The 15,742-nt window shown below is 52.4% G+C and carries 16 protein-coding genes, 1 tRNA gene and 1 pseudogene; 7 read left to right on the top strand and 11 right to left on the bottom strand.

Features of this window, described 5'->3' with window-relative positions; translation table 11 throughout:
• Window positions 1–54: 54 nt before the first annotated feature.
• Both ORD20_RS09785 and ORD20_RS09780 read left to right on the top strand, forming a co-directional pair.
• A complete protein-coding gene (locus ORD20_RS09785) occupies window positions 55–348 on the top strand; it encodes a helix-turn-helix transcriptional regulator (protein ID WP_103375027.1) in 294 nt (97 codons plus the stop codon).
• A 208-nt stretch (window positions 349–556) separates the two neighbouring features.
• The gene (locus tag ORD20_RS09780; RefSeq protein ID WP_146039006.1) at window positions 557–1,522 is read left to right on the top strand and encodes a glycoside hydrolase family 113; all 966 of its coding nucleotides are present in this window, start codon (window positions 557–559) and stop codon (window positions 1,520–1,522) included.
• Between the two features lie 46 nt (window positions 1,523–1,568).
• Here the strand turns inward: ORD20_RS09780 and ORD20_RS09775 are convergent.
• Window positions 1,569–1,644, bottom strand: a tRNA-Thr gene (locus tag ORD20_RS09775).
• Window positions 1,645–1,953: 309 nt separating this feature from the next.
• On the opposite strand from ORD20_RS09775, the pseudogene ORD20_RS09770 reads away from it, so the two are divergent.
• The 4 genes and pseudogenes from ORD20_RS09770 to ORD20_RS09755 form a co-directional block, all read left to right on the top strand.
• A pseudogene (locus ORD20_RS09770) lies at window positions 1,954–2,412 on the top strand (AAA family ATPase); the annotation flags it as partial.
• A 2-nt stretch (window positions 2,413–2,414) separates the two neighbouring features.
• Complete coding sequence (locus ORD20_RS09765) at window positions 2,415–2,573, top strand: hypothetical protein (RefSeq protein ID WP_430626706.1); 159 nt, start codon at window positions 2,415–2,417, stop codon at window positions 2,571–2,573.
• Window positions 2,570–3,703 (top strand): DUF58 domain-containing protein, encoded by a 1,134-nt coding sequence (locus ORD20_RS09760; RefSeq protein WP_103375029.1) that lies wholly within the window; start codon window positions 2,570–2,572, stop codon window positions 3,701–3,703. The genes ORD20_RS09765 and ORD20_RS09760 overlap by 4 nt, the downstream gene beginning before the upstream one ends.
• Window positions 3,704–3,720: 17 nt before the next feature.
• Window positions 3,721–5,280 (top strand): transglutaminase-like domain-containing protein, encoded by a 1,560-nt coding sequence (locus ORD20_RS09755; RefSeq protein WP_430626136.1) that lies wholly within the window; start codon window positions 3,721–3,723, stop codon window positions 5,278–5,280.
• Between the two features lie 189 nt (window positions 5,281–5,469).
• Here ORD20_RS09755 and sigH read toward each other — a convergent pair whose 3' ends face one another.
• The 4 genes from sigH to ORD20_RS09735 form a co-directional block, all read right to left on the bottom strand.
• The gene (sigH, locus tag ORD20_RS09750; RefSeq protein ID WP_255398102.1) at window positions 5,470–6,138 is read right to left on the bottom strand and encodes an RNA polymerase sporulation sigma factor SigH; all 669 of its coding nucleotides are present in this window, start codon (window positions 6,136–6,138) and stop codon (window positions 5,470–5,472) included.
• Window positions 6,139–6,354: 216 nt separating this feature from the next.
• Window positions 6,355–7,191: a 23S rRNA (guanosine(2251)-2'-O)-methyltransferase RlmB gene (rlmB, locus tag ORD20_RS09745; RefSeq protein ID WP_242968377.1), complete on the bottom strand. Its 837-nt coding sequence runs from the start codon at window positions 7,189–7,191 to the stop codon at window positions 6,355–6,357.
• Window positions 7,142–8,539 (bottom strand): cysteine--tRNA ligase, encoded by a 1,398-nt coding sequence (gene cysS / locus ORD20_RS09740; RefSeq protein ID WP_103375033.1) that lies wholly within the window; start codon window positions 8,537–8,539, stop codon window positions 7,142–7,144. Before cysS ends, rlmB begins: the two co-directional genes overlap by 50 nt.
• Before the next feature lie 108 nt (window positions 8,540–8,647).
• Entirely contained in the window at window positions 8,648–9,286 is a 639-nt protein-coding gene (locus tag ORD20_RS09735) for a DUF1002 domain-containing protein (protein ID WP_103375034.1), read from the bottom strand.
• A gap of 102 nt (window positions 9,287–9,388) precedes the next feature.
• On the opposite strand from ORD20_RS09735, the gene ORD20_RS09730 reads away from it, so the two are divergent.
• A complete protein-coding gene (locus ORD20_RS09730) occupies window positions 9,389–10,567 on the top strand; it encodes a hypothetical protein (protein WP_103375035.1) in 1,179 nt (392 codons plus the stop codon).
• 22 nt (window positions 10,568–10,589) lie between these two features.
• On the opposite strand, the gene ORD20_RS09725 is transcribed toward ORD20_RS09730, so the two are convergent.
• The 6 genes from ORD20_RS09725 to ORD20_RS09700 all read right to left on the bottom strand — a co-directional run bounded on the left by ORD20_RS09725 (window position 10,590) and on the right by ORD20_RS09700 (window position 15,677).
• Window positions 10,590–11,762: a GerAB/ArcD/ProY family transporter gene (locus ORD20_RS09725; protein ID WP_158246218.1), complete on the bottom strand. Its 1,173-nt coding sequence runs from the start codon at window positions 11,760–11,762 to the stop codon at window positions 10,590–10,592.
• On the bottom strand, window positions 11,729–12,241 hold the full coding sequence (locus tag ORD20_RS09720) for a hypothetical protein (RefSeq protein WP_430626135.1): 513 nt from the start codon (window positions 12,239–12,241) through the stop codon (window positions 11,729–11,731). Before ORD20_RS09720 ends, ORD20_RS09725 begins: the two co-directional genes overlap by 34 nt.
• Before the next feature lies 1 nt (window position 12,242).
• On the bottom strand, window positions 12,243–13,400 hold the full coding sequence (locus ORD20_RS09715) for a spore germination protein (protein ID WP_430626134.1): 1,158 nt from the start codon (window positions 13,398–13,400) through the stop codon (window positions 12,243–12,245).
• A 12-nt stretch (window positions 13,401–13,412) separates the two neighbouring features.
• A complete protein-coding gene (gene ispF / locus ORD20_RS09710; RefSeq protein WP_430626133.1) occupies window positions 13,413–13,814 on the bottom strand; it encodes a 2-C-methyl-D-erythritol 2,4-cyclodiphosphate synthase in 402 nt (133 codons plus the stop codon).
• A complete protein-coding gene (gene ispD / locus ORD20_RS09705; RefSeq protein WP_103375040.1) occupies window positions 13,807–14,499 on the bottom strand; it encodes a 2-C-methyl-D-erythritol 4-phosphate cytidylyltransferase in 693 nt (230 codons plus the stop codon). Before ispD ends, ispF begins: the two co-directional genes overlap by 8 nt.
• Before the next feature lie 77 nt (window positions 14,500–14,576).
• On the bottom strand, window positions 14,577–15,677 hold the full coding sequence (locus tag ORD20_RS09700) for a PIN/TRAM domain-containing protein (protein ID WP_103375041.1): 1,101 nt from the start codon (window positions 15,675–15,677) through the stop codon (window positions 14,577–14,579).
• Between the last annotated feature and the right edge of the window lie 65 nt (window positions 15,678–15,742).

Here is a 15,742-nt window from a genome sequence, read left to right as displayed (position 1 = left end):
GCTCCAATTGGTTTATCATAAAGAAAACTGTTCGGGCAAGGAGGGCGCTTTGAAATGTCTGAGTGGACATTTCTTAACAATCACAGCCAAGTTTTACTGTGCATTGCCCGCAATGGCACAAAAGAACGCTTGACGGCCCGCGAAATTGCTGAAATCGTTGGAATTACCGAACGGGCGGTCCAAAGAATTCTGGAAGACCTGGAATCGGCCGGTTATATTAGCCGTTTTCGCGATGGCCGCAACAATCGCTATGAAATACATCCCGAGCTGCCCATGCGCCATCCAGCGCAGCAGGGGCGGGCGGTCAAAGATCTCCTGGAACTGCTCTCATTACCAGACTGGAAGTAAGGCTTTTGGGCTTGCCCTCGTTTTCGCACCAACGCGCAATAAATTGTATTTAAGATGGGCACACTGACCTCCAACTCTATTAAGTGGAGGCGTGCTCATTGCGATGCGTCTTATCCGAATAGCTATAGCCACTTTGCTCCTATTTATAAATACAGGATGCGGGGACATCATATCCCAACCACCTCCCTTGCCTTCTTTGACAAGTCGTATGAAAGGCATGACAGAGGCCGGTTACACGCCGTTGGTTTTTAACTCGGCTGCTGTTCGCAATGCCGTGAACCATCTTCATCACGACGGAGTAACGTGGCTGGCCATTCAAACCGCTTGGTATCAAAATACCAATAGCTCTACGACGATTTTTCCCAGTGCTAAAAAAACGCCGACAGATGCCAGCGTGTCCCAACTTATTCGCTTAGCCCATCATGACGGCATGCGTGTCTTTTTAAATCCCTTCGTCAATTCTCTCCAAGGCAGTGGATGGCAAGCGCTGTTCCATCCGCGCAATGTGGCACAGTGGTTTAAAAGTTTTGACGTCTATATTGCTCACTATGCTCAGCTAGCTAATGCGGACCATGCTGACCTGTTTGCGATTGGGGACGAATTTGATTCGCTCGATACGGTACCCGCGTATCGTCCTTATTGGCTCCATGCGATTCAGATTGTGCGCCATGATTATCACGGCCCCATCACCTATGGAGCGGATTATCCCAATTATCAAAGCGTCACATTTTGGTCGGCCTTAACAGATGTCGGTGTGGACGCTTACTTCCCTCTCAGCCAAGATCCCCATCCCACGACGTCCGCTTTAGCGGCTAGTTGGAACCGTATAGCCAATCAAATTGAAAATTGGCGGCTGTCCTCTGGGCTCGCCAATAAACCCTTTCTCATCACAGAACTCGGCTATCCTTCCGAAAATGGCGCAGCAGCTACTCCGGGCTCCTGGTTTCCGGATAAGGCTGTAAATTTACGTCTACAGCAACAGCTGTACGAAGCCACTTTTGAAAGCATTTGGCGTAGGCCGTGGCTTAAAGGAATAATGTGGTTTTGGTGGGCTAATCCCTCGAATCCCGATTGGCAAGGCGGGCCACATAATAATGGATACACGCCGCGTGACAAACCGGCGGAATCCGTCCTAAAACAATATTTTAGAAAATCCACGTCTTCTTCGGCATAATTGGTAGGAGCCAATAAAAAAACTCCGGCCATCGCGGAGTGGTTTGTGGAGCTGGCGAAAGGACTTGAACCTTCAACCTACTGATTACAAATCAGTTGCTCTGCCAATTGAGCTACGCCAGCACAAATTGCTCTGCTATTATACCACAACTTTGAGGGTTTCATGACCGTACACATAAATTTTTCATTCAACTTCGTCCTTCCCTTCTTACCTTACCCGCCCTGGGTCCAAGAATTTGCGTGACCCAAGGCGGGTTCGTGACGTTATGCCAAGCGTAGCTCCATCAACTGCGGTATCATTAACATATGAGCGATTATTCGTGGTCACCATGGTAAGAGGAAGGAGCTGTTCTGGTGAGAGAAGCCCCTAAACGCACAAATAATCCGGCAGACGAACCGTTACATCCCGAACTTTTTCGTGTAATTGATAATATGGAACACGTAATCGTCGGAAAACGCACCGTTATCGTAAAATTAGTATGTGCTGTGCTGGCACAAGGCCACGTATTGCTCGATGACGTGCCCGGCGTGGGCAAAACCACGTTAGCTAAGGCCCTAGCAGCCACATTGGACTTACAATATGCTCGCATTCAATTTACTCCCGACTTGCTGCCAACGGATGTCACGGGGGTCAATATTTATAATCCGGCTCAGAATGCCTTTGTGTTTCAACCAGGCCCCGTATTTTCGAACCTCCTTCTCGCGGATGAAATTAACCGAACCTCTCCCCGAACGCAAAGCGCCCTGCTTGAAGTGATGGAGGAAAACCAAGTCACCGTAGACGGCGTCGCCCACCGGCTCGCGCCCCCATTCATGGTCCTTGCTACACAAAACCCGATAGAATATGAGGGAACCTTTCCATTACCCGAAAGCCAACTTGACGCGACTTTGTTATCCCAGATGACATTCAAAGCCTCCTCCTCGACGTCGCCGCACACCGCATTATCCTGAAAGGGGGCCACCGCCATCAGCAAATTGCCGCGGCGCAAGACGTTTTGCGTGATGTCTTAAAGCAAACGCCCATCCCTGAACCCGAGCGGCGTGAGCGATGAAACCTCTTGTCTGGCGTAGTCTAGTCACAATAGGCATAGCCGTGAGCACTTGGAGCTTTGCCTACTTTCAAGGCGGTTACCTTGCTTACCACATATGGGATACTTTACGAATTTTAGCCGTGCTCATCGTCATCCAATTGCTTTTCCCACTGCGTCATCTTCATGTGGTCCGCCACCTCGAGCCCTCTGAGGTTATGGAGGGTGACACGGTAAGCGTTTCTCTGGTGGTGTCGCTCGATGCCTGGTGGCCGTGGGGATGGGTCTGTGTCTCTGATCCTCTTCCTCTTAGCCTCAAAGCCAATGCTACGCCGCATTTTGTTCTGGCATTATGGCCGCATCGCCGCACAACCGTAATGTATCAATTAGCCAACGTCCGCCGCGGCGTCTATCGATTAGGACAACCCGTAGCCGTTACTGGGGATATCTTTGGATTATGGACGAAATCCCGAATTCTTGATCTCCCGCCCGCTACGCTCGTCGTTTGGCCGAAGACGATTGTCTTACGCAGCTTTGGCGCCATACTGTCTCAGTGGGAAGGAACATCTGAAGCCCCACGCCGTTTTGCCGAAGAATCCAGTCTGTTATTTGGGATTCGGGACTATGTAGCAGGTGACCGTCTTGCCCAAATTCATTGGCGCACCTCGGCACGCACAGGCGCATTCAAAGTCAAGCAATTTGAGCCGATGACCCATCCTCGCATCCGCATCATTTTAGATACATTGTCATCCTTTGACAATGCGGAGCAATGGGAACTTGCCATTCAAGTTGCTGCATCGCTCCTTCATTTATCGGCACGTTATTCCCAAGCCGCGGGGCTATTGTGGATGGGAGAGGGTGACCAACAATTCGCGGTCAACACCGGACAGTCGCATTATCTGTTAATGCAAAACTATTTGGCCTCGTTGCCCGCCATGGACGCCACGGTGCAAGAGACCTCCATGGCCTACATTCCCCTTGACGCCATTCCTCTTTGGATTACAGGCTCAGGAACACATCCGGCGATGACCCCAGATGCCCCCGTATTATTCATCGGCCCAAACGGCGTGTCCCGCCTTGAAGAATTGCCATTTTACCTTGAGAGACCCCTGAATGACGTACAAGCGATTCGATCGGACCCCAAGCCAATTTGACCCGAAGGAGGAGTTGGGTGAACACACGACAGCTGCTATGGCGCGGACTTTGGATGAGTGCACTCTTTTGGCCTTATACCCACAGTGGAGGCTTTCATGATGCCGCGGTGCTCGCACTTACCCCGTTTTGGCTCGCCTTGGGCGATTTGTGGTCCCGTTGGCTTCTCAAAAGCCTGACTTGGGCCATTGCCTTAACCGCGGAACTCGTCCTCGAATGGTCGTCATGGCCTGGATTTCGTCACATCATCGGAACATTCACCCGGTCCGTGCGTGTGCTCCATGCTTTATCGTTTGCCCATTGGGATCAGATTTCAGCCCATATCGCCACGCCCTTGCTGTTCGCAATCATCGCCATTATTTTCTCGTTATTGGGATGGAGTTCGTACGCCCGGCAAACCCGGACGCCAGCTCGAATTGGCTTGAACGGCTATAAATTCCACACACTCTTTTACCCCGGGGTACCCTTAACGTTCCAATCCCCCGCCTCTCTTTTGCTCTATCCTGGCAAAGAACAGTTCACGGCATCGAATATTGCCACCTATCATGTAACCAGTGTTATTCCCCAATTTACGACCCAAGAGCTAGGCAGTGTTTTCTTCGGAGAATATTCCCAAGCAGCCCTGAAAGAGGATTTGCAGGTGCCCCGCAATCTCTCACCCAATGTCGCCAAATTAGCCCACCAAGTGACCCGCGACGCTCTAGGACCTTGGCAAGCAGTCTCTGAACTGAAAGCCTACCTCGATAGCCATTACCGCTATTCCTTTGTCGTCACACCAAGCCGCACTAATGTTGTCAATCATTTCTTGTTTCACGACAAAGAGGGCTATTGTGATCAATTTTCCAGCGCTTTTATAATGATGGCCCGCACACTCGGAATCCCCGCACGCTGGGTCGTTGGCTATGCTCCCGGCACCTACAATACCAAAAAACATGGGTACGTCGTACGCGCTATCGATGCGCATTCATGGGCTCAGGTGTACATCGCACCCTACGGATGGGTGGCCATTGATCCTACCCCGGGGTTTTATATGCCGGGTATTGTTAAAAGCCCCCCTACCACACCCCAGGCACAGCCAACGGCGCAAAATCCCGTGGTTTCGCTCCCCAAAGTTCACTACACGCAAATACCGGCAGCCAGCAGCCACCATCTGACAAACGCCGGTCAAACATCTTCCCGTCCCCACCCCTTGTCCCCGAAACACCCGCGTCAATGGCTATGGCCCCTTCTTCTCGGAGGCCTCGGCATTTTAGCATGGGTCGGAGCTTGGGCGGGACAACGGAGGCGGCATCGTTTTGAACCCGCGTCTCTTAGCGCCGCTCGCCTTTGGCACCGCGTAAGACGATGGAGTCGTTGGCGATTGAGGCTTTCATCCCGTACCCTTACGCCGCGAGAATGGGCTCGCTACTGGGATTCGCACCCGAATGCAACAGAAGCCCACGAATTGGCCCAGCTTCTCGAACACGGGCTGTTTAGCGCCACCGGCTGGGATCCACGGGAGCGTGAAAAAGCTTGGGCCTTATGGCGCCAACTGCGCTTTGTCCGCCATTTTAAAAAAGCGACGTCGCAAGTATCCTAATGCCACAATAAGCATACACCGGAAATTAAAAGGAAAGCTGACGTCCGTAAGAGGGAGCGTAGGAAAAAGAAGGACCTTTCGTATTGCCATTAAGCCGCTATAGGAAACGAAGGATTTAAAGAGCAAGAAAACAATGTTGCCTTACGGCAACATTATCCCGTCAAGATAATAGGAAGACCAACTCAATTGTTATAGACGGCGTAGAGAGGGTAAAAACATGGCATCGCGTCCATCGAGATAGCGTTCCAGTTTGCGCTTGACACGCTGCAGGGCATTGTCAATCGACTTCACATGACGCCGCAACTCAATAGCAATCTCATGATAAGACCGACCGTCGAGATACGCCATGAGCACTTTCCATTCTAAGTCGCTAAGAATTTCTCCCATTTTTTCTTCGATATCACCAAATTCTTCCCGGTGAATTACCATTTCTTCAGGGTCCGACACTTTTGCCGTCGAAACCACATCATATAACGTGCGGTCCGAATCCTCTTCAAATAATGGCTTATTCAAGGAAACGTAGGAATTTAACGGCACATGCTTTTGTCTCGTAGCGGTCTTAATGGCCGTGATGATTTGCCGAGTAATACATAACTCCGCAAACGCTCGAAACGAGGATAATTTATCGCTTCGAAAATCACGAATAGCCTTGTAAAGGCCGATCATTCCTTCTTGCACAATATCTTCCCGATCCGCACCAATTAAAAAGTAGGACCGCGCTTTAGCCCGAACAAAATTCCGGTACTTCTGGATAATATAGTCCAGGGCATCACTACTACCATCCCGAGCTTCAGCTACGATATCTTCATCGGTCATGTCTTCATAATTGTGGGTCGTATCACAAGAGGGCACCAACACGTTATCATCGCCTCCACCGCTCGTTCTGTTATTATCAGAAAATTCGATACACGTGGTGCCTATTCGCTTTACATAAATGTCTGCGCTCATTATAATCAGGCAGGAAATTCGCCGTCAAGCGTTCTGGCGGCGAATCATGCAATAATTTGCTTTTTTGTTGCGTCTGCTAAATTAGTCTATCCGTCATCAGCCCCGACCTAGCGTCAAGCGTCGTAACTATTTTCTATCCGTTGTCTCGCGCTCCGCACTACGTTGGCGCACTACTTCAAACGCCAAGACCGCGCACGCCGTGGCTGCATTTAACGACGCGACCTGGCCTTGCATAGGCAATTTCACCATCTGATCACAGCGCTTCTTCACCAACGGCCGCAGCCCTGGGCCTTCGGCTCCAATAACCAGTGCCACAGGCCCTCGAAACTGGGCTTGCGTGTACACGATTGGGGCTTCCGGATCAGCGGCATACACAAAAAGACCCCAAGTTTTTAATGTTTCCACGGCTTGTGCCAAATTAGGGACTTCCGCCACCGGCACGTATTCGGTCGCCCCTGCCGCCGCTTTACTCACGGCAGCACTAAGCGGTGCGCTACCATGCTGAGGAACTATCACGGCACACGCCCCCGCCGCATTAGCAACGCGAATAATCGCCCCGAGATTTTGCGGGTCTTGAATTTGATCTAAGAGAATCACCAAAGCATTTTGACCTTGAGCAGCCACAATCTCTTTCACATCATCCAATGTTTTTAAGGGAACTGCACTGACCGCCGCAACAACCCCTTGATGATTAAGAGGCCCCGCCAACGCATCCAATTTAGCCCGTGGCACCATCTGGATTGTAATGCCGCGTTCACGCCCCAGACCAATAATCTCGCGCATACTACCTTCATGTTCGCGGTCAAGAACCCATAGGCGTTGGATCCCCCGCCCAGCACGCAAAGCCTCCAACACCGGCCGACGTCCGACTAAAATATTATCCTCGCCCTCTTGATGGAGTTCCGCCTGTCTCTCACGCGGACGGCTGAGATAAGATCCGCGGTCCCTCTGGTGTGTCTTCAATGGTATATCCCGCCTTTGCCAGTAAATTGCGGATAGCATCGGCCTCCTGAAAATCTCGTCGCGCTCGTGCCTGCTCGCGAATGCTCAGCAGCCGTTCAGCCATCGTCGATAACGATAGGACTTGGGACGTTTCCGGCAAGAGACCCAAGATCTGGTCCGCCGCCTGCAAGTTCCTACGCGCCCATGCGAGTGCCAATGCCCCATGGCCTTGGGCCATGCCATATCGCACATCATGCGCCATTTCAAAAACTTCCGCAAAGGCTTTGGCCGTATTAAAGTCATCGTCTAAGCACTCGGCCAGCCGCTGTTCAAAACTTTCCAAACGCCGTGCCCACGGTTCATCCACCCATTCACTAGGGGCTGGCTGATTTTTTGCTTCGTCCCATAGGCGCCATATCCGTTGCAAGCCTCGCCCCCACTCCTCAGCAGAGGCTAGCTGAAAGTCTAAGGGCGATCGGTAGTGAACGCTCAAGAGGTAGGTACGTAAAACGACAGGGTCAATCTGCTCCAAAATCTCCCGAAGCCCCAGCCCATTGCCGAGGGATTTCGACATCTTGACGTTATCTTGGGTGATCAGTCCATTGTGGACCCAATAGCTAGCGGGTTCACATCCGAAATACCCCATGGATTGGGCCCTTTCATTTTCATGATGCGGGAACACTAAGTCAAGGCCGCCCCCATGCAGGTCGAATTGCCGTCCTAAATATTGCGCAGCCATGGTTGAGCACTCGATATGCCATCCAGGTCGTCCATAGCCCCATGGGCTAACCCACCCGGGTTCCGTATCGTCAGCACTTTTCCATAGCGCAAAATCCTGGGGCGCACGCTTACCTTCGTGCACTTCCATTCGCACCCCCGCATACAAATCCTCAATTTTGCGGCCGGATAATTGACCATAAGTGCCATCATCTGTCACCGTAAAATACACATCATGCCCGGAGACATATGCCATCTGTTTGTTAATCAGCTCGGTGATAAACGCGATAATTTGTGGGATATTTTCGGTCACACGCGGCGCGTAATCGGGCGGAATCACCCGCAGACGTTGCATAACATCCGTATATTGCGCCATATATCGTTCGGCTAACACTTTAGGATCCTCATGTTCTGCTAATGCTTGGCGCACAATTTTGTCATCAATATCTGTGAAATTCTGGACATGCCGTACGAAATACCCACGCCGCGTCAAGTGCCGTTTGATCACGTCCCACATCACGGCCGGACGGGCATGGCCCACATGCGCCTCCGCATAGGGTGTCACACCGCATACATAAATCGAAACTTCGGGCGGCTTCAAAGGGATGAACGGCCGCTTCTGCCGCGTTAACGTATCGTAGATATAGATCATCGGACCCCGCCTTTCTGACCCGGCCCCGATGCATGGGAGCCCCTGACTGTTCCCTGCATTTTAGGAAAAGTTGGACCCGACGTCAATCCAAGGTCACGGGAGGCGTGCCTACGCCTGTTGGTCTCGTAGGGTCTGCCAAATAGCGTCGGCCAATTGCTGACGTTGAACTGCGGTTGCCGAAACCTGACATTGCCGTGCTAGGCGCTCAACCTCAGCCGCTCTTTGGGGAGCGGACAAATTCGGGGTGCGCTTTGCGAGTTGTGTCAGGACGGTAACCAGACGCACCACGCCCGCCGCATCATGCCCATGGTGCGTCAACTGGCTCATCACCGCAAGCTCCTCTTGAGCGTCATGTTGTACATGGGGATTCACCGGCTCATGGGCTAAACGTGCCGCCGCCCACAGGGCTGGCAACACATGGATACCAGGAATCCCGTAAGGAGCAGCAATCACAACAGAACCTTTATTCATGCCTGCTGTTTCCAGTACGGCTCGGTACATCGGCGCCCGCACCTGGGTAATATGGTAGACGTGAACCGATAGTCCGCCGTCTCTCTCACTCGTTTCTAGGGAGGCACACCCCATAAACCGCCCCTCTCCGGGATGTAAAAACACCGTGGTAATCACAGGTGGGCCGTGACTTGTGGCGAGGTAGGCAACCATCTGCTGACGTTGGCCCGGCGTGAGTCCGGAACCTAACGCAATGACTTGCAGCCCTATGGCTATACCGTGAGCCCAAGTGTTCATCGCTTCACCATCCCTTGCGGAACTCTGGCCGCCAAATCGTGTTATAGCTTGCCCTCCCTTTATGCAGGCGATACACTAAGACTAGGAAAGTGAGGGAACGATGTGCCTATTCGCCGTTTTTTAGGAGTCTTGGCCATAGCTGCAACGGCTCTTACCGGTTGCGGTTCTTCTTCCCCGATGCCCGCCCAAGGCCCCATTCAAAACGCACCCAAACACACCAAAACCCTCATAACGGCCAATGTTTCGTGGCAATCGGTCTCCATCGGCCCTGAAGTGCTTCTCAATGAAGGCACGGCGATTTCGTCCGTATTATGGGGACCCGACGAACGAATTTATTACGGGACCAGTAACCCGCTAGGGGATAGCACCACGATTGGATGGTACAACTTCGCCACCCACCGCAATGTCTGGACCACTGTCCCTCCAACGACCGCTTTTCCCTCGGGATCGGGCCTCAATCCTCACACTCTAAGCCTTGCACAGTCGGCCTATTGGGGCGCGGTTGATCTCGTTGTGAGCGGCAGTGACACCGTTTGGTACCGGCACTGGGGCTATGTCGGCGGATGGACCCGCACCGGAGCATTTGTCCCGGGCGATTACGGTATTCCCGGTCCAACCGTTCATGCGCAGAATGAAACCGCCTCCGTGTATACATCATTTCAAGGCAGCCAGCTCGTGCGTATTATGAATACCACCACACGACACATGCAGTCGTTTACGCTTCCCAGTCCCGAGGATCCGGTGGCCATTGCATTTGCTAGACGCCCCGGTTATTTGTGGTTGTTAACCGCTGACGCCTTATGGTCTCTTGATATCGCCCAAAATTTATGGACACCTGTTGTCAGCGCCGCGCCCGGCGATTTTTTTGTCGCGATGGGTCATCAAACGGGGCCAAGTCCCCTATGGCTGCTCGATGCGAATGGCAATATTGGTGAAGTTCTCCACCACACGACGTTGCAGTGGATTGCACACCTGCACCTAAGTCCTCTAGCCGCACAATCGGCGACTCAGCATGGGCTATGGATCGCCGGCCTGCGTCATCTAAGTCTTTGGATTCCAGGCCAGCCTCTGCAACAATGGCCATGGCCATCCTTATCCTATCCCGCCAGCGCTGCATCCTTCTCCCACCATGCAGTCGGCGTAACCGCTAATTGGCCTCCAATCCCCCACATTGTTGCAGGCCCCGAGGGACAATTAGTCATTGGCTACGGCACCGATATCGGTCAAGCACGTCTAATCGCCAAGCGCATTACCATCTCGGCCACACCGAAAACGCCCTAATCCGCCCCGGCTACGGCACCCTCTAGCGGGGAAGACTTCTCGCTTGGGAGCTTTGGCGCCGTCCTTTCCTCCATGTGATAAGCACCAAGGTACTCACCCATAACGAGGTCCCCACAAAGTTGATGGGAGCTAAAATTACCAAGAGCAAATGCTCTAAAATGGCCGGATTAAAGCTCACTTCCAAGACCATGGCCCCCACCATGACAATCGCGACGGCCACCGCAACTTTGCTTTGACTGGGCTTCCCATGGTGCAAATGATCCAATAGCAAGCCTTGATGCCAGATATGCCAACCGATAAACCCCATAAAACTGACCGTCCAAATGATTGCCACTCCAAAACCAATCTCACTAATAAAGAAATTCGAGAGGTCAATGTTTTCAAACACAAACACAATGGGCCATGTGGAATGAGCCACTCCTTGCGGTCCAAGCGTCGAAACCGCGAGCACATAAAGGACGACAAGCAACGCTATTTGTAGTCCCGTACCCCACAACGTCACCCCTACCGCCCGAGCCCTCACGGCTTTACGCATCATGCCGATCGCCGTCGCCGTCGGCATGATGGGAATCCAGAAGAAGGTGCCAGAGACGCTCGCCATAGCCACCGGTTTTAAAGCAATAGGGAAGTGAGGGCGTAACGCATTGGGAAATTGCATGTTGTGAAATCCTAGCACGGCGGTTATCAACGTTAAAACTGTAAGGCCTGGAATCGTAATCGTAAACATTCGCACCACCGAAATGGGTGGTCTGGTACTTAACCAAAACACATAAATCACCAATACTACCCCTAAACTCCATGCTCGGTGTCCTGGAATGACTACCGTCGTTAACACGGAAATATACAAAGCACTAATTAATGCCAGATACGCCGCCGTCATAAGCCCCGTAGCTATCGCAATGCTGGCCGCAAGCACGTTGCCGACCGTTGACTCGAGTTTTTGATATGCGTTTTGACCAGGCGCTTTAAGCGCCCAATACGCCACTCCCCCAAAGACCAAGACAGCCCATAGGCCCGATAGCAGCAACGCAATAGTCCCATTTTGCCCCGCCATTTGGCATAAACTCCGAGGCCAAACATAAATGCCTCCACTCGCATAGGCGGCAAGGATGACCATGAGAAATTCAAATAAACCCATGCGCTCCATGGATTGGGAAAAGGTTACACGGTTCGCGCGGTAGATGTGATGTGGCACTGGACACTCACCTCCAAGGGTGGCATTGATGAATGAGGAGCTGAGAGCCATACCAATTGGTTCCTGACCCCAAAGGGGTCGGCCTGTTCTTGACCCGCCCACCGGTAAAGTGCCAACACATTATGCAAAATCTCTCGTTCCGCTGCCAAATTGAGGGCCCGATTGGCCGCATTTCTCTGGACGGACTGCCAATGACCTGCCACAGAAATTTTCCAGTAAGCCACCGCACGCCTTCCACGAATGTCGACTCGGCGCCGCGTCGAGATGCGCACGTCCTCGGCATAAGCGGAGCGTTTGTTATCCAGAACTTGCAACGCGCCATTCTTATAAAGCCCCATAACCATGGCCCAATGAACCGTTTGTGCAGGAGAGCACACAATCACCCGCGATGGTGTCAGCCATGCGCACCGATTCACCTCAATCGTCTTATGCATCACCGTGGTGACGGGAATGACGGCCGTCTGGCTTGGCACCAGCATGTCATCCCAAGCCCCCAAAATTGGGCCGCAGACGCAGTGCGGCCTCACGGATAATTTCAATCACAAAAATCATAATAATGGCCTCAAGAATGGGAGGAAACGGTAAACCAATATGGCTGCCGATGATGGTGGTCAACAATTGATAGGGCACCAGATTCTGATTCGTCGTGGTAAACACAATGTAGAGTCCCGGAAAATACAGCGTAATGAAAAAACCGGCCATGCGAATAAACCGTGCAAACGAGGCATCATACCACGGCGAGTTGTAATCCATTCCCGTTTGATAGAAGTCCCAAAGAGTGGCAGGTAACAAAATAACAAAAGGGTCCCCATCGACAAGCACCGCGACTTTGCCTTGTTCGAGAGCCCATACTACAAAGTCTACGTGCTCGGTATAGCGCACCGTGGGAAAGATGCTATAGGGATGATCGCGAATCATACTCCCGATTTGCGTGGCATTGGGGACCGCATCCAAACGGATGCGGTGCAACCGGTAAAGCACCGTTTCCCAAAGGCCTGGGTTTACCACGCCATGCAGCCCCGCCACCACAATAGGATGATGGTCCAATGTGCCTAATTGCATCTGCTGAAACACAAGACGTTTGTCTCTAAGCCGACGGCGAATCTGGTTCATTTGGGTCAGCCCAATCTCGTTGAACGCTTCTTGGGGCCCGCGGATGGCCAATTCCGTCTGAGGCCGTTCGATCGCTCGTTGACGATACTGAACCGTATCGACCAACCACGCATACGTGGACCCTTCGGGCACTAAAACCGTGTTCCCCGCCAACAGTTTGGGCCAAATTTTATTCCAGTGGGTTTCTTGACTGATGTGCCCCACATGCAAAGTGCTCTGGTCCCAGTGGTCGGGAGGTGCGGTGGTCTTAAGCAAGGGAGCAATGATATCTTGGTCGACCATCTCGGTATCGACCAGCCCATCGATGTACACCATCAAAACCCGTTGTTGGGATCCGCATTCCACAACGCGCACAATCGCATCAGGGCTCTTATTTAACTCGGATTTCAGATATTGCTCAATGGCCGGCAAATCGCCAGAAATGGTATCGGGGGTTAATTCCTTCCATGCGGCAAGCTCAGCCAGCAACCGTCCGGACGATTCGCTGATTTGTTGCACATCGCGGATTTTTGACGGATCTAACACCGTACGCCCTCCTCACAACACCTGAGTTAAAAGATCACACTCACAGACTCTGCTGAGATTTTCGCGCATGGCCAGAATATAAGGCGCCATCTTAGGTTTTTGGGCCACAATCGTCATATCCGCTGAGACAAGTTGATATCCATGGTGTTTCATCATCACGACCACTTGTTGCAAGAGCGTCAATGATGAGGCGCCTTGCACCCTCGGATCGTCGCTTTTAAAGTAGGTGCCTAAGTCTCCTAAGGCCAAGGCGCCTAAAATTGCATCCATAAGTGCATGAGTTAATACGTCGCCATCCGTGTCGCCCTCAAGACCCCGGTCATAAGGAATACCCACCCCGCCCACAATCAACGGGCGTCCTTCGACCAAAGGGTGAACGTCAATGCCCTGGCCAATACGGGTGGAATTACCCATGGCTTAGCCTCCATTCAAACCACAAGATGTCCTCAGGCGTCGTCAACTTCCGGTTATTGGGATCGCCGTCCACCATCACCACGCGGTGCCCCATCGCCTCCACGACTTCCGCATCGTCCGTCGGGATCCCATGCGTCCAACGCCGATGCGCCTCCCATATGACATGCTGATGAAATCCCTGCGGGGTCTGCGCTAAACGCAAGGATGTGCGCGCGATGGTTTGGGCGACGTCCCACCCGTCTTGTGTTTCGTCTACCCGTTTGACGGTATCGGTGACGGCCACTCCCGGCAACGCCGCTCCCCATTCGGCCGCGGCTTGTCGCACACGGTCAATGACGGCCTCTGGCACTAAAATACGCGCTGCATCATGAATCAGCACAACGTCGAGTGGATCCATCTGAGGACGTAGAGCTTCGAGCCCCTTTTGCACCGATAAATAACGGTCACGTCCGCCCGTAACCGTCTTCCAGTGTGTCAACTGCAAAATGTCTAACCACCGCAACACATCCGCCTCTTGTTCGGGGCGGACCACCACCACTCCGCCATCAAAACGGCCGTGCACCGCAAAATGTTCCAAGCTCCATGCGAAGGCTGGTCGCCCTTGCAACATGATCCAGAGCTTGGCCCCATAAGGGCCCATGCGTAGGCTTTGACCTGCTGCCAATAACAACCCAAAACTTCTCACCCATCATCCTCCGTTGTCATTGTGTCGAGATCACAAGAACCCGGCCTCCGCCGGGTTCTGATATCACCGTATTGCGCTTAGGCTTCACTCAATTCTACACTATTTAAGGCCGCTTTCAGTTTAGCAAAAATCATACGGCCCGCCGCTGTTTGCAACACGGACGTCACCACGACGGCAACAGTCTGTCCAATAAATTTGCGACCGCCATCCACTACAATCATGGTTCCATCATCCAAATAGCCAATGCCTTGCCCAGACTCTTTCCCATCTTTAATCACATGGACAACCATCTCTTCCCCGGGCAATACAACCGGCTTCACGGCATTCGCCAACTCGTTAATGTTCAGCACCGGTACGCCTTGCAAGGCAGCCACTTTGTTCAAATTGAAATCGTTTGTAATGACTTTGCCGTCTAAGATCTTAGCCAGCTTCAGTAATTTCGAGTCCACTTCCAAATTGGGATCCACATCACGCTCGTAAATTTGCACTTGGGTTTTGAGCTCTTTTTGGATATGGTTCAAGATGTCCAAGCCCCGGCGTCCACGATTGCGTTTGAGCACATCGGCTGAGTCGGCAATGTGGCGAAGCTCTTCGAGAACAAACCCCGGAATCACCAAAGGGCCTTCCAAAAATCCCGTCTGGCAAATGTCTGCGATACGACCGTCGATAATCACCGACGTGTCGAGAATCTTCGGCTTGACACTATCGGCGGCAGCTCGGTGTTTAACCCGAGGCAACCAGCTCTGCGGCCGCATAAGTTCGTCTTTTTTTCGAATCGACACGCGCAAACCCACATAGCCAAGACCAACGGTAATAGCGATTCGCACGAGAATGCCCAACAAGCCAAATCCCGTCAATTCCGAGGTGAGAAGGAAGGCAATCAACAGCCCAACAATTAAGCCCACGGCACCAGACAACAAGTCTTGTGTCGGCGTTTTCTGCAGCCGACTTTCCCCCCACTCCATGGCCTTTGATGCTCCGCCCCACAGCCACGGTCCCAACACATAGGCTAAAATCCCACCGCCTACCAATCCTATAGCGAGAAAAATGACACCGCGATCCGGCCCGAACCCCTTCAGATATGGCAGAGCCTTGAGCATGTGAAGATTTTGAAATACGCCGCCAATCCCGAGAACGGCCCCAAGAAGCATAATAATTTGGCGCATGGTCTTTCCCATATCTGCCACCTCCTCCTGTCCTGTTCAGATGACCCAGCAAATTCTTGCCATCCCAATTTCTAGTG

It is taken from the genome of Sulfobacillus thermotolerans, assembly GCF_039623705.1.
GTDB lineage: Bacteria > Bacillota > Sulfobacillia > Sulfobacillales > Sulfobacillaceae > Sulfobacillus > Sulfobacillus thermotolerans.
Note: the sequence above shows the minus strand (reverse complement) of the source record. Positions and strands in the feature narration are given on the sequence as shown.